The 16,968-nt window shown below is 70.1% G+C and carries 17 protein-coding genes; 7 read left to right on the top strand and 10 right to left on the bottom strand.

All coding sequences use genetic code 11. The features are described 5' to 3' along the window. Positions 1–15: 15 nt before the first annotated feature. A complete protein-coding gene (locus BJQ95_RS03470; RefSeq protein ID WP_130177202.1) occupies positions 16–798 on the bottom strand; it encodes a hypothetical protein in 783 nt (260 codons plus the stop codon). A 10-nt stretch (positions 799–808) separates the two neighbouring features. Then, entirely contained in the window at positions 809–1,795 is a 987-nt protein-coding gene (locus tag BJQ95_RS03465) for a DMT family transporter (protein WP_240694682.1), read from the bottom strand. Positions 1,796–1,879: 84 nt separating this feature from the next. Here BJQ95_RS03465 and BJQ95_RS03460 point away from each other — a divergent pair, with 84 nt between their 5' ends. Beyond that, a complete protein-coding gene (locus tag BJQ95_RS03460; protein ID WP_130177203.1) occupies positions 1,880–2,479 on the top strand; it encodes a hypothetical protein in 600 nt (199 codons plus the stop codon). 4 nt (positions 2,480–2,483) lie between these two features. Here the strand turns inward: BJQ95_RS03460 and BJQ95_RS03455 are convergent, their stop codons facing one another. Continuing rightward, positions 2,484–2,819, bottom strand: coding sequence for a metal-sensitive transcriptional regulator (locus BJQ95_RS03455; protein ID WP_130177204.1), 336 nt, complete (start codon positions 2,817–2,819; stop codon positions 2,484–2,486). Between the two features lie 117 nt (positions 2,820–2,936). Between BJQ95_RS03455 and BJQ95_RS03450 the strand changes: the two genes are divergently transcribed. Together BJQ95_RS03450 and BJQ95_RS03445 are read left to right on the top strand one after the other, a co-directional pair. Next, on the top strand, positions 2,937–3,179 hold the full coding sequence (locus tag BJQ95_RS03450) for a heavy-metal-associated domain-containing protein (protein WP_130177205.1): 243 nt from the start codon (positions 2,937–2,939) through the stop codon (positions 3,177–3,179). Positions 3,180–3,208: 29 nt separating this feature from the next. Continuing rightward, positions 3,209–5,428, top strand: a complete 2,220-nt coding sequence (locus tag BJQ95_RS03445) for a cation-translocating P-type ATPase (RefSeq protein WP_256041606.1) — start codon at positions 3,209–3,211, stop codon at positions 5,426–5,428. On the opposite strand, the gene BJQ95_RS03440 is transcribed toward BJQ95_RS03445, so the two are convergent. Both BJQ95_RS03440 and BJQ95_RS03435 read right to left on the bottom strand, forming a co-directional pair. After that, positions 5,369–5,884 (bottom strand): hypothetical protein, encoded by a 516-nt coding sequence (locus BJQ95_RS03440; RefSeq protein WP_130177206.1) that lies wholly within the window; start codon positions 5,882–5,884, stop codon positions 5,369–5,371. The two genes, BJQ95_RS03445 and BJQ95_RS03440, sit on opposite strands and share 60 nt — an antisense overlap. Before the next feature lie 26 nt (positions 5,885–5,910). Continuing rightward, the gene (locus BJQ95_RS03435; protein WP_130177207.1) at positions 5,911–7,467 is read right to left on the bottom strand and encodes an MFS transporter; all 1,557 of its coding nucleotides are present in this window, start codon (positions 7,465–7,467) and stop codon (positions 5,911–5,913) included. Positions 7,468–7,571: 104 nt separating this feature from the next. Here BJQ95_RS03435 and BJQ95_RS03430 point away from each other — a divergent pair, with 104 nt between their 5' ends. Next, on the top strand, positions 7,572–8,105 hold the full coding sequence (locus tag BJQ95_RS03430) for a TetR/AcrR family transcriptional regulator (RefSeq protein WP_130177208.1): 534 nt from the start codon (positions 7,572–7,574) through the stop codon (positions 8,103–8,105). A 61-nt stretch (positions 8,106–8,166) separates the two neighbouring features. Here the strand turns inward: BJQ95_RS03430 and BJQ95_RS03425 are convergent, their stop codons facing one another. After that, entirely contained in the window at positions 8,167–8,955 is a 789-nt protein-coding gene (locus BJQ95_RS03425) for a gamma-glutamyl-gamma-aminobutyrate hydrolase family protein (RefSeq protein WP_240694684.1), read from the bottom strand. Positions 8,956–9,103: 148 nt separating this feature from the next. Here BJQ95_RS03425 and BJQ95_RS03420 point away from each other — a divergent pair, with 148 nt between their 5' ends. Both BJQ95_RS03420 and BJQ95_RS03415 read left to right on the top strand, forming a co-directional pair. Next, a complete protein-coding gene (locus BJQ95_RS03420) occupies positions 9,104–11,257 on the top strand; it encodes a YgcG family protein (protein ID WP_256041509.1) in 2,154 nt (717 codons plus the stop codon). A gap of 278 nt (positions 11,258–11,535) precedes the next feature. After that, a complete protein-coding gene (locus BJQ95_RS03415; protein WP_130177338.1) occupies positions 11,536–12,633 on the top strand; it encodes a type I restriction endonuclease in 1,098 nt (365 codons plus the stop codon). 55 nt (positions 12,634–12,688) lie between these two features. On the opposite strand, the gene BJQ95_RS03410 is transcribed toward BJQ95_RS03415, so the two are convergent. From BJQ95_RS03410 to BJQ95_RS03395, 4 genes are read right to left on the bottom strand one after another with little or no spacing between them, the layout of a single operon-like run. Then, positions 12,689–13,798: an FAD-dependent oxidoreductase gene (locus BJQ95_RS03410; protein WP_130177337.1), complete on the bottom strand. Its 1,110-nt coding sequence runs from the start codon at positions 13,796–13,798 to the stop codon at positions 12,689–12,691. Next, positions 13,795–14,130 carry a hypothetical protein gene (locus BJQ95_RS03405; RefSeq protein WP_130177336.1) on the bottom strand — a complete coding sequence of 112 codons (336 nt, stop codon included), beginning with the start codon at positions 14,128–14,130 and terminating at the stop codon, positions 13,795–13,797. The genes BJQ95_RS03410 and BJQ95_RS03405 overlap by 4 nt, the downstream gene beginning before the upstream one ends. After that, the gene (locus BJQ95_RS03400) at positions 14,127–15,458 is read right to left on the bottom strand and encodes a M20/M25/M40 family metallo-hydrolase (RefSeq protein WP_130177335.1); all 1,332 of its coding nucleotides are present in this window, start codon (positions 15,456–15,458) and stop codon (positions 14,127–14,129) included. Before BJQ95_RS03400 ends, BJQ95_RS03405 begins: the two co-directional genes overlap by 4 nt. Further along, positions 15,458–16,009, bottom strand: coding sequence for an alpha/beta hydrolase (locus BJQ95_RS03395; protein WP_130177334.1), 552 nt, complete (start codon positions 16,007–16,009; stop codon positions 15,458–15,460). The genes BJQ95_RS03400 and BJQ95_RS03395 overlap by 1 nt, the downstream gene beginning before the upstream one ends. Before the next feature lie 158 nt (positions 16,010–16,167). Here BJQ95_RS03395 and BJQ95_RS03390 point away from each other — a divergent pair, with 158 nt between their 5' ends. Continuing rightward, positions 16,168–16,899, top strand: coding sequence for a PspA/IM30 family protein (locus BJQ95_RS03390; protein ID WP_130177333.1), 732 nt, complete (start codon positions 16,168–16,170; stop codon positions 16,897–16,899). Positions 16,900–16,968 lie beyond the last annotated feature (69 nt).

Genomic DNA, 16,968 nt, shown 5'->3' with positions numbered 1-16,968 from the left:
TGGATTGCGGCGAGGTCAGCGTCCGCTGGTGCTGACCACAGCGGCATCGCCGCACGACGAGGTCTGCGCCTCGGCCACCCGGGGGTCGTCTGCCGCAAGCGAGGCCGATACGGCGGTGTAACCGTTGATGGCGGTCAGCCCGTCGGCCGACACCGAGATTCCGGTGGCCAGCAGGGAGTAGCTGTCGTCGCGGTTCTGGGTGACCTGCAGGCCGTTCAGCTCGAGTCCGTCATCCACTTCGAGGCAGCCCACCCCGGTGCCGTTGTTGTGGCTGTTCTGCATGTCAAAGGTGTACGGGCGGGCGTCCACACCGATGGGGGTGACGAACCCGCACTCCACGATGGCGTGCAGGGTGGCCCCGCGGCTGTCGTCAAGCACGGTCACCACAACACCGTTGTGCAGGGCCGCGGTCCAGCCGCTGTGCCGTCCAGGGCCGGCGAGGTCGTCGGGCAGGGTGAAAGTGGCGCCGGAAGCTGTGGTGATGCCGTAGGTGAACGGCGAGGTCGTCTCGTCAAACCAGGCGGTGTCGTTCTCGCCGTCGTCGTCGATGTCGGCGATCTGCGCGCTGGTCGCACCGGCCGGCATCGCCTCGGCCGTGGCCGGGCAGCCGGTCGGTTCGGCGACGGCGGGGTCGGCCGAGGATTCGGGCAGCTCGGCGGAGTTGCCGGCGTCGCTCGGTGTCACGACGCCGCTCTGCGCCACGCCGGAGGACGCACACCCGGTGAGAGTGAGCGCCAGGAAACCGGCGACGACGAAAAACCGACCGACGATCTTGGTTTTCGAGTGAACGGTTGACATCAGCACGATGCTACCGACGTTGTCTGGGCGGCCTCCGTGTTTCGGGCGTGCTTTCGGAGGCGATTGCCAGCGTGGACTCCGGCCGGTGCCTGGAGAGCCCCAGGACACCGTAGGCGGCGATGGCGCCGGCGATGACGAATGCGATCAGGGCGTAGAGCGGGGCCTCCGACGCCTCACCGAGTACGACGATGCCGATGCCGACCGCTACCAGGGGGTCCACCACCGTCAGTCCGGCGATCACGAGGTTGGGCGGACCCGTGGAGTACGCCACCTGCACGAACACGCCGCCCACGATCGCGGCGGTGAGCACGCCGCCCACACAGAGCAGAGTGAGCAGCGACAGGTCACCGGCCACCAACTGGGTGATGGTGAGCTTGGCCAGGGTGGCGACGAAGGCGTAAAGCACGCCGGCGCCGAGAACGTAGGCCACGGCGGTGAGGCGGGCGTGCAGCAGCGTGAAAATGAGCCCGCAGGCGATCAGCACAGCACCGAGCAGGATCAGGATGATCACCACCTGCGGCGGCTGGATGGGCCGGTCGGTGGCGTACACGGCGGCGATGGAGACGAAGATCACGATGCCGCCCACCGACAGGGCCACCGAGCGCAACACGGTACCGTCCAGCCGGGTGTGCGCGAGCCGGGAATCCACCACGGTGGACAGCACCAGTGCCGCCACGCCGAGCGGCTGCACGACGAGCAGCGGGGCCAGGCCGAGGCTGGTCAGCTGCAGCAGGATGGCGAAGCCGAGCAGCAGGGTGCCGAGCAACCAGGACGGCCGCCGCAGCAGGGCCAGCAGCTGGCCGAGGCTCATCTTCTGCTGGTCGCCGGGGCGCATCCTGGAGGCCTTGCCCACCCCGCGGTGTTGCAGCTGCGCGCCCAGGGCCAGGAAGACGGTGCCCGCCAGAGCGACGGCGATGCCGAGGTTCTTGCGGGCGACCGGGTCGAGAAACTGCGCCATCGTATCGGTGACTTCGGTGGGCATAAGGGGGACGGGCACATCCAGACCCTATTTCAGTGCGGCCACCGGCGACAATTCGGTCGGGGCTATCTCGCGGTCGGCGGCAGGTGTTAGCGTGCCGGCATGAAGCAGAAAGAGCTCTTTCTCCAGGCGGATGCCGCGTTGCGCTCCGTCATCGACCGGATCACCGCCGACCAACTGAACGAGCCGGCCCCGACCGACTGGGCGGTGACGCCGAACCCCACCCTGCGGGACGTTCTGGCCGCGCACGCCCGCGACGAGGCCTGGCTGCCCGATGTGCTGCGCGGCCGCACCATCGAAGAGACCGGCGACAGCTACGACGGCGACCTGCTCGGCGACGACCCGATCGGCGTCTACGACCGGCTGAACGACCTGGCCACCGCCGCGGTCAGAACAGAGCTCGACCCGGAAAAGGTCGTTCACCTGAGTTACGGGGACTTCTCGGTGCGCGAATACCTCGAGCACGTCAGCATCTACCGGGCGTTCCAGGCCTGGTCCATCGCCCGGCAGCTGGGCTGTGACTACGAACTGCCGGCGGGATTGGTGGTGAGTCTCGAGGAGATCATCGGCCCGCAGATCGACGGGTTCCGCGCGATGGGCGTGTTCCCGGCCGAGGTGCCGGTGCCCGACGGCGCCGACCGGGAGACCCGGCTGCTGGGCCGGGTGGGCTATTGGGTGCCCCCGCGCGACGGCGCGAAATGAATCCTTAGGAACGCACCAGCCGAGCGATCGCGTCGCCGGCTTCCTTCAGCTTGAGTTCGGCTTCGTCGCCGCCGACCGCGACGGCGTCGACGACGCAATGGCTGAGGTGGTCGTTCAGCAGGCCAAGGGCCACCGACTGCAGGGCGCTGGTCATGGCCGAGACCTGGGTGAGGATGTCGATGCAGTACTTGTCGTCGGTGACCATACCCTGCAGGCCGCGAGCCTGGCCCTCGATGCGGCGCAGGCGCTTGAGGTAGTCGTCCTTGTTGGAGATGTAGCCGTGCGGGCCGTCGTGCGTGTGGTCTGCGGTCTGGTCGGCGGGGTGGTCTGCGGTCGTCATGGTGCGCTCCTGGCTGTCGGGACCTTATACCCCCTCACGGTATCACGATTATGCGCTAGAGTACCCGGAGGGGGTATCCCCGTTCGCTCCAGCACCACAGCAGGGAAGGTTCGCATCATGGCTCCCATCAGCACCGACTACCTCGTCACCGGAATGACCTGCGGTCACTGCGTCGCCAGCGTCATCGAGGAGGTGTCCCTACTGCCGGGGGTCAGCGCCGTCACCGTGGACCTGGTCGTCGGCGCCGCCAGCACCGTGCACGTCACCAGCGCCGCCGAGCCCGCTCAGAGCGATATCCGGGCCGCCATCGACGAAGCCGGCTACCAGTTGCAGGACACCACCGACGGCGCCGCCGCGTGAGCGAGCCCGTCGACCTCGTGGTCGGCGGCATGACCTGCGCATCCTGCGCAGCCCGCATCGAGAAGAAGCTCAACCGCCTGCCCGGCGTCGAGGCCACCGTGAATTACGCCACCGACAAGGCCACCGTGCGCCTGCCGGAGGGCACCAGCATCGACGACGCCATCGCCACCATCGAGGCCACCGGTTACACCGCACACCTGCCCGCGCCGCCGGTCGCCGTGCCGCCCGCCGAGACGCCCGCCCTGGATGCGGACACCCTGGCCCTCCGCCAGCGCCTGCTGATCTCGAGCCTGCTGGCGATCCCGGTGGCCCTGCTCTCGATGGTGCCCGCCCTGCAGTTCACCAATTGGCAGTGGCTCGCCCTCACCCTTGCCGCGCCCGTGGCGGTCTGGGGGGCCTGGCCGTTCCACCGCGCCGCCGCCCTGAACGCCCGGCACGGCGCCGCGAGCATGGACACCCTGATCAGCGTCGGTGTCCTCGCCGCGTTCGGTTGGTCGCTCTATGCCCTGTTCCTCGGCGATGCGGGCCAAGCCGGCATGACCATGCAGATGGACCTGAGCATGACGGCAGCCGGCTCCGCCGAGATCTACCTCGAGGTCGCGGCCGCCGTCACGGTCTTCATCCTCGCCGGTCGCTACGTCGAGGCCCGCGCCAAGACCCGCTCCGGCGCGGCGCTCACCGCGCTGGTGAACCTGGGCGCCAAGGATGTCGCGGTGCTCCGTGGGGCCCGGGAAGAGCGCATCCCGATCACTGAGCTCAGTGTGGGCGACGTGTTCGTGGTGCGGCCCGGCGAGAAGGTCGCCACCGACGGGGTCGTCGTCGACGGCGCCTCGGCCATCGACACCAGCCTCCTGACCGGCGAGACTGTGCCCGTAGAGGTGGGGCCGGGCGGCACCGTGGTGGGCGCCACCGTCAACTCCGGCGGCCGGCTCACCGTGCGGGCCACCCGGGTGGGCGCCGACACCGAGCTGGCCCGCATCGGCCGACTGGTGGAGCAGGCCCAGACCGGCAAGGCGCCCGTGCAGCGGCTCGCCGACCGGGTATCGGCGGTGTTCGTGCCCGTCGTCTTTGTCATCGCTCTGGGCACCCTGGCCACCTGGCTGGCGGTCGGCGCCAGCGCCGAGCAGGCCTTCACGGCCGCCGTGGCCACCCTGATCATCGCCTGCCCGTGCGCGCTGGGCCTGGCCACCCCCACCGCGCTGCTGGTGGGCACCGGCCGCGGCGCCCAGCTGGGCATCCTCATCCGCGGGCCGCAGATCCTGGAGTCCACGCGCAGGGTGGACACCATCGTGCTCGACAAGACCGGCACCGTCACGACCGGGCGGATGGCGCTGGTCGGGGTGCACCCGGGCGCGAGCCCGGCCGCCGCGACCGAGGCGGCGGTGACCGAGGCCGAACTGTTGAGGTTCGCGGGAGCGGCCGAGGCCGGCTCCGAGCATCCGATCGGCGTCGCCGTCGTGAACGGGGCCGTTCAGCAGGTCGGTCTGCTGCCGGCCGCGACGGAATTCATGTCAGCGCAGGGTTTCGGCGTGCGCGCCGTCGTCGACGGGCACCCGGTGCTCGTGGGGCGGCCGCGCTGGCTTGCCGACGAGTGGCAGGTGACCCTGACGGGCGAGCTGCGGGCCGTGCTGGACGGGGTCGAGGGCGCCGGCCAGACCGCCGTCGCCGTGGCCTGGGACGGGGTGGCCCGGGGCATCCTGGCCGTCGCGGACGAGGTGAAGCCGTCCAGTGCCGCGGCCGTGGCGCAGCTGGTGGCCCTGGGGCTCACCCCGGTGCTGCTCACCGGCGACAACCCCGCCGCGGCCGGTTCGGTGGCCGCCAAGGTTGGCATCAGCGAGGTCTTCGCCGGGGTGCTGCCCGCCGAGAAGGTGGCGCGGGTGCGTGCCCTGCAGGCCGCGGGGCACGTCGTGGCGATGGTCGGTGACGGTGTGAACGACGCGGCGGCGCTGGCCGCCGCCGACCTCGGCATCGCGATGGGCACCGGCACCGATGTGGCCATCGAGGCCAGCGACATCACCCTGGTGCGGGCCGATCTGCCGGCCGTGGCCGACGCCATCCGGTTGTCCAGGCGAACGCTGGGCACCATCAAGGCCAACCTGTTCTGGGCGTTCGCCTACAACGTGGCCGCGATCCCGCTCGCCGCGCTGGGCCTGCTCAACCCGTTGATCGCCGGCGCGGCGATGGCGCTGTCATCGGTCTTCGTGGTGAGCAACAGCCTGCGCCTGCGCGGGTTCCGCGCGTCGAACTAGCGCGCCGCCGGTCGCGCCGTGCCTGGCGCCCGGCAGCCGCCAGGCCAGCACGGCGGTGACCGCGCCGACGATACCGAACACCGCCTGCAGCGGCTGGAAGCCGATCAGCGAGAACTGCACGATCTCGAACAGCACCAGGCCGATGCCGGCGGCCAGCGACAGGTAGCGGGCGTAGGGGCCGCGGCGCCACTGCCAGACCGCGGTGACCGCGAACCCGAGGCCCACGAAGAGCGCCAGCGCGGCGCCGGGCAGCAGCCAGTCGCCGAACCCGGTGCCGTCCAGGGCCGCCGGATCGGCCGTCAGCAGCGAACCGTCCGGGGCCAGCATCAGCAGCAGCCCGCCGCCCAGAGCGGTCGCGCTCGTGACGGACTGGAGGGTGATCAGCGTTTTCTCTGACGCAGAGCGGGTCAGGGGTCGACCGGAGGCCTGGATGCGGTGGGTGCCGGGTGCCGTCATGCCCCGAGTATCGCCCGGCGGGGCGGTTAGCGCGAGGGGCGGCGGGGCCGCATGCTCCGCTGCACCACCACGGCGGCGACGAGCATCAGCACCACAGCGATGATCGAGGTGACCCCCACTCCGCTGTCGAACGCGGCCCTGGCCGACTCGGTGAGCGCGAGGGCGTCGGCTGTGGGAAGTTCGCCGGCCACGCCCAGCGCACCACCGAGGGTCTCGCCGGCCTGCGCGGCAGCTCCGCGGCCGAGGCCGTCCGGCAGCACCACGCTGGCGCGGTAGGACGCCGCCAGGATCGCGCCGAGCACGGCGGTGCCGAGCACGGCGCCGAGCTCGTAGGCGGTCTCGGAGACCCCGGCCGCGGCACCGGCCTTGTCCGGCGGCACCGAGCTGAGGATGGTGTCGTTGGAGATGGTCTCCGCGGCGCCGACGCCCACCGAGAGGATGCCGAAGGCGAGCGTCAGGACGCCCGCGGTGAGGTTCTCCCGCAGCAGCACGATCAGGCCGAAGCCGGCCGCGGAGAGCAGGATGCCGCCCACGATCACCAGGCGCGGCGGGACCCGCCGCACCACGTAGGCCGCGGCCAAGCCGGCCACGACCGACAACACCGCGCCGGGCAAGAGCAGCAGGCCGGCATCGAGCGGGTCGAGGCCGAGCACCAGCTGCAGGTGCTGCGAGACGAAGAACAGGAAGCCGACCAGGCTGAACACGGCGAGGAAGTTCGCCAGCACCGACCCGGCGAACGGGGCGTGGTGGAACAGGGTCAGGTCGAGCAGGGGGTTGTCGATCCGCAGCTGCCGGCGCAGGAACAGCGCCCCGGCCACCAGCGCCAGGACCAACGCGGCGACACCGACCAGGGTGACGCCGTCGTGGGTGAGGGTCTTGATCGCGAACACCAGCGGGGCGAGGGTGAGCAGCGACAGGGCCACGCTGACCACGTCGATGCGAAGCGGCGCCGGGTCCTTCGACTCGGGGATGAGAACGCCCGCGAATGCCACGAGCGGCAGCAGGAACGGCACCGCGATGAGGAACACCGCACCCCAGCTGAAGTGCTGCAGCACGATGCCCCCGACGATGGGGCCGAGGCTGGACCCAGCCGCGAACGCGCCGGCCCACACCGCGATGGCCAGGGTGCGTTGGCGGGCATCCAGGAAGAGGCTGCGCAACAGCGACAGGGTGGAGGGCATGATCATCGCGCCGAAGAAACCCATCACCGCCCGAGCCGCGATAAGCAGCTCGGCGGTGGGCGCGAACGCGGCGGCCACCGAGACCGCTCCGAAGCCGGTGGCCCCGATCAGGAGCAGTTTGCGGCGGCCGACGCGGTCGCCCAGGGTGCCCATGGCCACGAGCAGGCCGGCGAGCACGAGTGGGTAGATGTCCACGATCCAGAGCAGCGTGGTGCTGCTGGGGCGCAGATCGAGGCTGATGGCCGGCAGCGCAAAGCTGAGCACGGTGTTGTCCACCGAGATCAGCAGCACCGGCAGCATCAGCAGCACCAGGCCCAACCATTCGCGGCGGCCGGCGCGGGGTGTTCTCGCCTCGGCGATGGCGGGCTGGTTAGAGGTGGGGATGCTGTTTGTGATGCTCATGTTGACCTGGCTGAAGAACGGGGTTCCGAAGAACGGCGAGTTTTACTGCACCACTGGGTACAGCAGAATATGACTATACCACCAAGTACAGTAAAGTCGCGGTCATGGCCCTACACCGCGACAGCGCCCGTGAGAGCATCCTCACCGCGTTCCAGGAACTGCTCCTCGACAGGAGTGGCTCCGGCTCCTCGCTGGACGCTGTCGCTCGGGCGGCCGGCGTCACCAAGGGCGGGCTGCTCTACCACTTCGGCTCCCGCGAGGGCCTCGAGACGGCGCTCATCGACCGGCTCGAAACCCTGGCCGCCGCCGAGTACGACCGGATGCGCGCGGCCCCGCAGGGTGCCGCCGCGTACTACGTGAGCCTGGCGGAGTACGTCAACAGCCCGCTGGACCGCGCGACCCTGGCCGGCGGGGCGCTGGCTCGCGGCAACCCGCGCGCCCGCGCGGTGATCGTGGAGATGCGCCGGCGCTATTTCGGCATCCTGAACGACGACCTGCGCGACCCAGACCTCGCCCGCGCGACGATGCTCCTGGCCGACGGCCTGTACTACGACGCGACGACGATCGGCGAACCCTTCGAACACGAGCTGGACCTCCCCGCGTTCCTGGCCCGCCTCACCCCGCGAACTGTGAGTTAAGCACCTCAAACTCGAGGTTTTCGGGGCTTAACTCACGGTTCGCGAAAGGGCGTGGGTGGGGTTAGGCGGCCCGGGCGAGCTCGGTGGCCTGGGTCTGAGCGGTGACCGCGCGGTAGAGGGACGCTAGGAGGAGGGGCAACTGGGTGGCGGGCGCATCCGGGGCCTCCGGGTGCCACTGCACGCCGGTGATCGGCAGGGTGTCGTGCTCCACGGCCTCGACGAGACCGTCGGGGGCGGTGGCCACCGGCGTGAGGCCCGCTCCGAGCCGGCCGACGCTCTGGTGGTGGGCGCTCTGCACCGAGATGCGGGTGTCGCCGAGCGCTGCGGCGAGCGTGCTGGTGGCGCTCAGGGCGACGTCGTGGGTGGAGAGGATCTCGTCGATGGGCACGCCCACGTTGCGGTGGATGCCGTCGTCGAGGTGCTGCACCAGGTCGCCGCCGAGGGCGACGTTGATGATCTGCAGTCCGCGGCAGATGCCCAGCACCGGGGTGCCCCGGTCGGCGGCGCGCTGCACGAGGGCGATCTGGCCTTCGTCGGCGTCGCTGAAGTGGGTGGTTTCCCCCTCGTAGCCGGCCTGGCCGCCATAGAAGCGCGGGTCGATGTCTTCGCCGCCGACGATCACGAGGGCGTCGGCCGAGTCGGTGAGGTCCAGCAGTGCCGCGGGGTCGAGGTCCGCGGCGGCCAGTCGCACGACGGTCCAGCCTTCGGCGGTTCCGGCATCCACGACGGTGGCATTGAGGGTCTGCACCTTGGCGTGGTATGCGGGGCGATCGGGCCGGCTGCGGGTGACCTCGACGACGGCGAGGGTGGGGCGCCGGGCCGTCATGGTGGCGAGCTTCGGGGTGGTCATGACTCGCCTTTCGTGACGGGATCGTGTGGTGGGGTGCGGGTTCCAGTGTGCCGGAGCGGGGGCTCCGGCATCCGTTGGGCGGTAACAGAGCGCAACAGAGCACCGCGTTCTATGCTCGACAGGTCACAGCATCCGAGGAAGTGGACCAATGCAGCCCAGCCGCACGCGCAGACGACCGACTCTCACCCGGATGGGCGCGGGTGTGCTGCTCGCGGCGGTCGTCGCTGTGTTGGGCGCGGGGCTCGGCGCCGGGCTCGGCGGGGCGGCACCCGCCCGGGCGGATGATCCGGTGACGTTCGAGGAGAGCCACATCGTGGACACCGTCGGCGCGCTCGGCGACCGGGAACCCGAGGTGGTCGCCGCCCTCGACGCCCTGTTCGCCGGCACCCAGATCGACCTGTTCGTCGCCTATGTGTCCAGCTTCGACGGCGTAGGCGACACGTCGACGTGGGCCGACCAGACCGCGGTGGACAACGGGTTGGGCGACAACGACGTGCTGCTGGCCGTGGCGACGGATGACCGGCAGTATCAGTTGTCGGTCGCCACGGACTTCGCGCTCGACGAAGCCCAGCTCGCCGAGGTGCAGAACACCGCCATCGAACCTTCGCTGCGGGAAAACGACTGGGCCGGCGCCGCCATCAACGGCGCCACGGCCATGCAGCAGAGCGTGGCGGGTGAGCCGTTGTCGGCCCCGGTCATCACGCCGGGTGACGCCAGCCCGAGCTCCGGCGGCGGATTTCCGCTCTGGATCGCGGTGCTGCTGGTGCTCGCCGTGGTCGCGGCGGTTGTCACGGTCGTGATCCTGGTGCTGCGCCGGCGGGGCACCTCGCCCGGGATCGGCCAGGGGCAGGCGGCCGCCGAGGTGCCGACGGCCGAGCTGAAACGGGAGGCGTCGAGCGCGCTGATCGAGACCGACGATGCGATCAAGACCAGCGGGCAGGAGGTCGGTTTTGCACTCGCCCAGTACGGTGCGGCGGCCGCCGAGCCGTTCCAGGCCGCCGTGAGCGGCGCGGCCGGCAAACTCGGCCAGGCGTTCTCCCTGCAGCAGCGCCTCGACGACGCCGAACCCGACACCGAGGAACAGGTGCGCGCCTGGTACCGCCAGATCATCGCCCTGTGCGCCGAGGCCAACCGGGCCCTCGACGAGCAGGCCGCCGCGTTCGACGAGTTGCGGCAACTGGAGGCCAATGCCCCGGCAGCCGCGGCAGCGCTCGAGACCGAGTTGGCTGCGATCGACGTCAGACTGGACCAGGCCGAGACCAGGGTGGCCGACCTCGCCGTCCGGTACACCGCCGCCGCCATCGACACCGTCGCCGACAACCCCGACCAGGCGGCCGAACGGCTCACCTTCGCCACCAACGCGCTGGCCGAAGCCCGCACCGGGATCACCGCCGGCGACGCGAGCGCCGCGGCCGTGGACATCCGTGCGGCGGAGGAGGCCATCGACCAGGCGAAACTGCTGGTCGACGCCGTCGACAGGCTCGCGGCCGACCTGCAGCGGGCCGAGTCCGGCATCCCGGCAATGCTCGCCGACCTCGACACCGACCTGGTCACGGCGCGGGCTCTGCCCGCGGCGGGCGACGCCTCGGCCGCCGCGGTGCCCGGTGTGATCGCGCGGACCGAGCAGACGATGGCAGAGGTGCGCGCCGGCCTGAGCGCGCCGCCGGTGAATCCTCTCGAACTGCTGCGGACTCTCGAGGCCACGAACGCCACCATGGATGCCACGCTGCAGGGCGTGCGGAACGCCCAGGTGCAGGCCCAACGTCTGCAGGCGGCGCTGGCCCAGAGCCTGCAGGCCGCCCAGAGCCAGGTGTCGGCGGCGGAGGACTTCATCACCGCGCGGCGGGGCGCTGTCGGCGCGGAGGCGCGCACCCGGCTCGCCGAGGCCGGCCGGTTGACCGCGCAGGCCGACTCGCTGGTGGCGAGCGACCCGGCCGCCGCGTTGGCGGTCTCCCAGCGGGCCGGTTCGCTGGCCGCGGAGGCGACGGCCATGGCCCGGCGGGACGTCGACAGCTTTTCCAACAACGACGACGACTTCGGCGATTTCTTCGGCGGCGGTGGGGCCAGCCGCCGCGGCGGCAGCAACGGGTCGATGGGCGCCGTGCTCGGCGGCATTCTGATCGGGCAGGTGCTCGGTGGCGGGGGCGGCTTGTTCGGTGGCGGTGGTGGCGGCGGCTTCGGCGGGATGGGCGGCGGCGGCCGGCGCAGCAGTGGCGGCGGCTTCGGCGGGGGCGGCCGGAGCCCCGGCAGCTTCGGCGGCAGCGGCACCCGCGGCCGGCGCGGCGGTGGCGGGCGGTTCTAGCCCGCCCCGCGCCTACGCGGGTGGTGACTTGCCAGTTGGCGCCCCTTGCTGGGCACTGACGGGACCGTAAATGGCAACTCAGCGGCGTCTGCCCCGGTGAGATACCACTTGGCGCCCTCTCCAGAGCCCGCAATCGGCATCAAGTGGCAACTCGATATTCAGCAGCCCCCATCCCCCTGACTGGGCATCCCACTTCGGGGGGAAGCACCGGGAAACTGGGCAGCCCGCCGACGGCCGGCCGCTATCGTCGGAATAACTTGGACCACACGGGGAGAACCATGGAATTTGCAGAGTTGCTTGCGGCACTGGCGCTGAAAGTCCGGAACCAGCGAGAAGCGATCCAGACAGAAGAAGCCACCAAGAACGCCTTCATCATGCCGTTCATCAGCACCATCCTCGGCTATGACGTATTCAACCCTCTCGAAGTCGTCCCGGAGTTCACCGCGGACGTCGGGGTGAAGAAGGGCGAGAAGGTCGACTACGCGATCATGCGTGATGGTGAAGTGCAGATCCTCATTGAGTGCAAGAAGTCCAAGGAAGCGCTGAAGATCGAGCATGCTTCCCAGCTGTTCCGCTACTTCGCCGTCACCAACGCGCGCATCGCCGTGCTCACCAATGGTGAGACCTACCAGTTCTACACCGACCTGGATGCGCCGAACCGAATGGACGACAAGCCCTTCTTGGTTCTGGACCTGCTCGATATCGACGAAACACTGCTCCCCGAGCTGCGCAAGCTCACCAAGGATGTTTTCGACCTCGACTCGATCATCAACGCCGCCGAAGAACTCAAGTACATCGGCCAGATCAAGCGAACAATCGCAGCCCAGTTCAAGGAGCCGCAGGACGAGTGGATCCGATTCTTCACCACGCGCGTGTATGACGGAGCATTCACCCAGAAGGTGCGGGAACAGTTCACGACCCTGGTCACCAAGGCGACCAAGCAGTTCCTGAACGACCAGGTCAACGACCGGCTCAAGACCGCACTCGGCTCGTCAGCGTTCTCTCCCCTTCCCGTATCCGCTGAGGCCACAGGGCTTACCAGCCAGCCCGTCGCCACCGACGACCTCGACAGGGACACCGAGATCGACACCACCCTCGAAGAACTCGAGGGCTACCAGATCGTCAAGGCCATCGCTTGCAGCGAAGTCAAGCCCCAGCGGGTCATGCACCGGGACGCGAAGTCCTACTTCGCCGTGCTGCTCGATGACAACAACCGCAAGCCGATCGCTCGTCTGCATTTCAACGGACAGAAGCAGAAGTACCTCGGCGTTTTCGACAAGGACAAGGTGGAAACGCGTCACGCGATCAGCACGCTGGACGAGATCTACCTGCACGCCGGAACCATCCGCGAATCGGTGAAGAACTACAACGCATAGCCAACAAAGGTGACCGAGAGCACCGCATACCGACGGACGCCCATTGCGCGGGCGGCTACCGGCCGAGGGCGAAGAAGGGCGGGGCGGGCACGTCGACCGTGAGGTCGGCGAGGATGCGCCCGACGGTGGGGGTGAACTTGAAGCCATGGCCGGAGAAGCCGGCGCCGACGATCAGCGGGCCGCGCCGGTCGAGCACGAAGTGGGAATCCGGGGTGGTCGTGTAGGTGCAGCTGATCTCGGCGAAGCTGTCGGGATCGGCGCCGGGCAGCCACTCGCGGGCGTAGCGGCGGAGGGCCAGCAGCTGCTCGGGCTCGGCGGTGAAGTCGCGGTGGTCGGGGTCGACGACGGGGCCGACACCGTGCCAACCTGCCTTGATGCCCTCGCCGGGAGTGTGCATCCCGTAGACCGGTGAGCGCCAGTACTCGTAGCCGAGCGCGCCGGGCCGGTAGCCGTGGTTGAAGCCCGGCCAGGTGAAGCTGGTGTCGATCGCCGCGAAGTGCGCCGGCTGCTCCTGGGTGACGACCAGACGCGGCAACGGCAGCAGGCCGCCCAGCAGCGAGGTGGTCCAGGCGCCGACGGTGAGGATCACCCGGCGGGCCCGGAACTGTTCGGTGTCGGTGTCGACGAGCACGCTGTCATCACCCTGCACCGTGAGCCGGGTGACGGGCATGCCGTGCTCGACGCGCGCACCGTGCGCGGCAGCGGCCTGCTGCAGCGCGTCGAGAGACGCGTTCGCGTTCAGCCGGCCGGACTCCGGCGTGTACAGCACCTCGGTGTCAAAACGGATGCCCGGCCAGCGCTCCCGCGCGGCCTCGACGTTCAGCAGCTCGGGGTCGAATCCCACCCCGGACAGGGCCGCGTGAACCTCGGCGAATGGTTGACCCTCGCCGTGGTTGACCAGGCCCACCTGCTCGAGCAGCCGGGTGTCGGTGTCGTCCTCGAGCTCCCGCCAGAGGCGCAGCGCCTCGACGAGCATGGCCACGTAGGTGGGGTCCGAGTAGCTGAGGTTGAAGTTGCGGGAGGCGCCGTGCGAGGCGCCGTTGGTGTGCCCGCGCTCGAAACGCTCGAGCAGGGTCACGTCGCGCCCCCGGCGGGCCAGCTCCCAGGCGGCCGCCGAGCCCATGGCGCCGCCGCCGATGACGAGGGTGTCGACGCGGGTGCTCACGGCAGCATCCGTTCGGAGCAGAGCGAGAACCAGATCGTCTCGTAGGGCGGATAAATCGGGATGGGATTGCTGAGGCCACGGCCGCGGTACTCGGCCCGGGTGACGAGCCGTTTGAGTTCATATTCCGTTCCGAGCATGCGCAGGGCGGCGTGGGCGGCGTGGGCGGCGGGTACGTCGTCGACGGTGGCGATCAGGGTGACGCCCATGGTGGCGTACCGGGGCATGATCTCGTCGTCCATGGCGCCGCGGAGAGCGACAGCCCGCGGGTCGGCCCAGTCGACGACGCGCAGCCGCACGGTTCCGGTTGCCACGGTCTTTGCGGGCACGGTCATCCGAGCACCTCGCGCACCGTGAAGTCGAGGGCGGCGACGGTGAGGGCGATCGAGGCCACGTCGATGCGTTCGTCGTTGCCGTGGAAGAGCATCCGGAAGGTGCCGTAATCCCAGCGCGGGCTGAGCAGGCCGAAGCCGTACGCGGGGATGCCGCGGCGCCGGTAGAACCGGGCGTCGGAGCCGCCGACGCTGAGCACCGGTAGCAGATCGGCGTTGGGGTAGGCGCGGGCGACCGCGGCGCTGAGCGCGGCGAACAGCGGGGTGTCCACGGGCGAGCGGGTGGCCGCTTCGAACCTGTCGCCGACGATCTCGATGTCGACCATCAGCTCGCCGAGCGCGTGGCGCAGGTAGCCATCAACGTGGCCGGCGTCGATGCCGGGCAGCACCCGGATGTCGAGGTCCACGGTGGCCAGCGACGGGATGACGTTCTCCTTGTTGCCGGCGCGGATGATGTTGGGCGAGATGGTGGTGTGGCTGGAGGCGTGCGCGAAGCCGGCCAGGGTGCCCAGCTCGTGCACGGCGTCGTCGATGCGGGCCGGGTCGGTGAGCCTCTCGGCCAGCTCGACGGGCACCCCCAACACCTCTACGTAGTGCCGCCAGTCGGCGGTGATCTGCACGGGCGCCTCGAAACGGGCCAACCGGCTCACGGCCTCGGCGGCGATCACGGCCGCGTTTCGGGCGCCCCACGGCGCCGAACCGTGACCTGGCGTGCCGTGCACCACCAGCCGGCGGCCGGCGATGCCCTTCTCCCCCACGGTGGTGGTGATCGACGGCCGCACACCGACGGGCGCCCCGCCGGATTCGGTGAGCACGAAGTCGGCGTCGATGAGGTCGAGCCGGTGCTCGGTGAGCCAGCCCACCCCGTACCGGCTGCCGCTTTCCTCGTCGGCGACGGCCGCGAAGATCAGGTCGCCGCGCGGCCGGAACGGGCCCATGGCGATGTCGCGGATCACGACGGCGTAGCTGGCCGTGAGGTAGAGCATGTCGAGGGCGCCGCGCCCCCAGATCTCCCCGTCGATCAGCTCGGCGGTGAACGGGTCCCGGCTCCACCCGGCCAGGTCCACCGGCACGACGTCGGTGTGGCCCACCAGCGCCAACGACGGGGCCGCGGTGTCGGTGCCGCGGAGGCGCGCGATCAGCGACGCCCGCCCCGGATGCGGCTCCACCACCTCGAGTTCGAGCCCGGAGCCGGCGAAGAAACCCTCCAGCGTGCGCACGCTGCGTGTTTCCCCGCCGGAGTCCGCGGTGCCGTCGTTCACGCAGGCGTTGCGAATGAGGTCGCGCAGCAGGTCGACGGTCTGGCGGGTGAGCACCTCCGGGTCGGTCATCAGCGCACCATCCCGGCCAGGCTCTCGGCGAACTCGTCGAGCAGGGCCCGACCGGCCGGCCAGTCGCCGAGCTTGCTGGCGATGTTGATGTGGCCCCGGCTGCCCACCTCGACGAATCCGGCGCCCCACACCGCGGCCAGGGTGCGCGCGGTGCCGAGGGCGCAGAACGGGTCATCGGCGCTGGCGACCACCAAGGCCGGGGTGCCGAGCGTCTCGGGTTCGGCGGCCTGGAAGGTGGGGGCGGCCGGCGGGAACCGTGGCCCGGACCGGTCGGGCGGCGCCACCAGCAGGGCGCCGCGCACCCGGCCGGGGTTCTGGGCCAGCCAGGTCGCAGCAGCCAGGCACCCCAGGCTGTGCGCCACGATGATCGTGTCCGGCGTGGTCACGGCCGCATCCACCGCGCCGACCCAGTCCTGAAGGTCCGGTTCGTCCCACGAGACCGGGCGGATGCGCACCGCATCCGTCTGCGTCGCCTGCCAGCGGCTCTGCCAGTGCTTCGCGGTGGAGTCGTTGATGCCCGGCACAATCGTCAGGCTCAGGGGGGTCGGCATGGTGATGATCCTCGACAGTTGTTCGGCTGGGCGTTTCGGCTTGTGAACACACACTATCCGGCGGATATCCTTGCCGGCCGGACTGGTGCTCACACAGGCACATGTGGAGGTGAACGCGGTAGTTTCTAAGCGTTGACACCCTTCGAAAGGACACTCATATGACCAAGCAGTCGATCTTCGGCCGCATCGCCCAGCTCACCCGGGCGAACATCAACGCCCTGCTGGACTCCGCGGAAGACCCCGAGAAGATGCTCGACCAGATGGTACGGGACTTCACCAACAGCATCGCCGACGCCGAGAGCGCCATCGCCGAGACCATCGGCAACCTGCGCCTTCTCGAAGACGATCACCGCGAAGACGTGCAGGCCGCCGGCGAGTGGGGCCGGAAGGCGCTGGCCGCCAGCCGCAAGGCCGATGAGCTGCGCACAGCGGGCAACACCGTCGACGCCGACAAGTTCGACAACCTCGCCAAGGTGGCCCTCGGCCGTCAGCTGCAGTCCGAGAAAGAGGCGAAGGACGCCGAACCGCAGATCCAGAGCCAGACCGCAGTGGTGGAGCAGCTCAAGACCGGCCTGAACACCATGAAGACCAAGCTGGGCCAGCTCACCGCCAAGCGCAGCGAGCTCATCGCCCGCTCCAAGACCGCGGCCGCGCAGTCGCAGGTGATGGACGCCGTGAAGAGCATCGACATGATGGACCCGACCAGCGAGGTCAGCCGGTTCGAGGACAAGATCCGCCGCGAAGAGGCCAAGGTGCGCGGCGCCAGCGAGCTCGCCGCCTCCAGCCTCGACGCGCAGTTCGAGAGCCTCGACGACCTCGGCGAACTCACCGAGGTGGATGCCCGCCTCGCCGCGCTCAAGGCCGGCTCGCCCTCCTCGATCGAGCAGTAACAGTTCGCACATCCTCACCATCCGGAACGGCCTCGGGAACATCCCGGGGCCGTTTCAGGTTGCCACCAG

This window comes from Cryobacterium sp. SO1, assembly GCF_004210215.2.
Lineage (GTDB): Bacteria > Actinomycetota > Actinomycetes > Actinomycetales > Microbacteriaceae > Cryobacterium.
Note: the sequence above shows the minus strand (reverse complement) of the source record. Positions and strands in the feature narration are given on the sequence as shown.

Bases quoted from the DNA above. Each gene is read 5' to 3' on its own strand.
- BJQ95_RS03440 (WP_130177206.1), bottom strand. From the start codon at position 5,884: ATGACGGCACCCGGCACCCACCGCATCCAGGCCTCCGGTCGACCCCTG.
- BJQ95_RS03395 (WP_130177334.1), bottom strand. From the start codon at position 16,009: ATGCCGACCCCCCTGAGCCTGACGATTGTGCCGGGCATCAACGACTCC.
- BJQ95_RS03470 (WP_130177202.1), bottom strand. From the start codon at position 798: ATGTCAACCGTTCACTCGAAAACCAAGATCGTCGGTCGGTTTTTCGTC.
- BJQ95_RS03450 (WP_130177205.1), top strand. From the start codon at position 2,937: ATGGCTCCCATCAGCACCGACTACCTCGTCACCGGAATGACCTGCGGT.
- BJQ95_RS03445 (WP_256041606.1), top strand. From the start codon at position 3,209: ATGACCTGCGCATCCTGCGCAGCCCGCATCGAGAAGAAGCTCAACCGC.
- BJQ95_RS03460 (WP_130177203.1), top strand. From the start codon at position 1,880: ATGAAGCAGAAAGAGCTCTTTCTCCAGGCGGATGCCGCGTTGCGCTCC.
- BJQ95_RS03420 (WP_256041509.1), top strand. From the start codon at position 9,104: ATGCAGCCCAGCCGCACGCGCAGACGACCGACTCTCACCCGGATGGGC.
- BJQ95_RS03430 (WP_130177208.1), top strand. From the start codon at position 7,572: ATGGCCCTACACCGCGACAGCGCCCGTGAGAGCATCCTCACCGCGTTC.
- BJQ95_RS03415 (WP_130177338.1), top strand. From the start codon at position 11,536: ATGGAATTTGCAGAGTTGCTTGCGGCACTGGCGCTGAAAGTCCGGAAC.
- BJQ95_RS03400 (WP_130177335.1), bottom strand. From the start codon at position 15,458: ATGACCGACCCGGAGGTGCTCACCCGCCAGACCGTCGACCTGCTGCGC.
- BJQ95_RS03425 (WP_240694684.1), bottom strand. From the start codon at position 8,955: ATGACCACCCCGAAGCTCGCCACCATGACGGCCCGGCGCCCCACCCTC.
- BJQ95_RS03435 (WP_130177207.1), bottom strand. From the start codon at position 7,467: ATGAGCATCACAAACAGCATCCCCACCTCTAACCAGCCCGCCATCGCC.
- BJQ95_RS03405 (WP_130177336.1), bottom strand. From the start codon at position 14,130: ATGACCGTGCCCGCAAAGACCGTGGCAACCGGAACCGTGCGGCTGCGC.
- BJQ95_RS03455 (WP_130177204.1), bottom strand. From the start codon at position 2,819: ATGACGACCGCAGACCACCCCGCCGACCAGACCGCAGACCACACGCAC.
- BJQ95_RS03390 (WP_130177333.1), top strand. From the start codon at position 16,168: ATGACCAAGCAGTCGATCTTCGGCCGCATCGCCCAGCTCACCCGGGCG.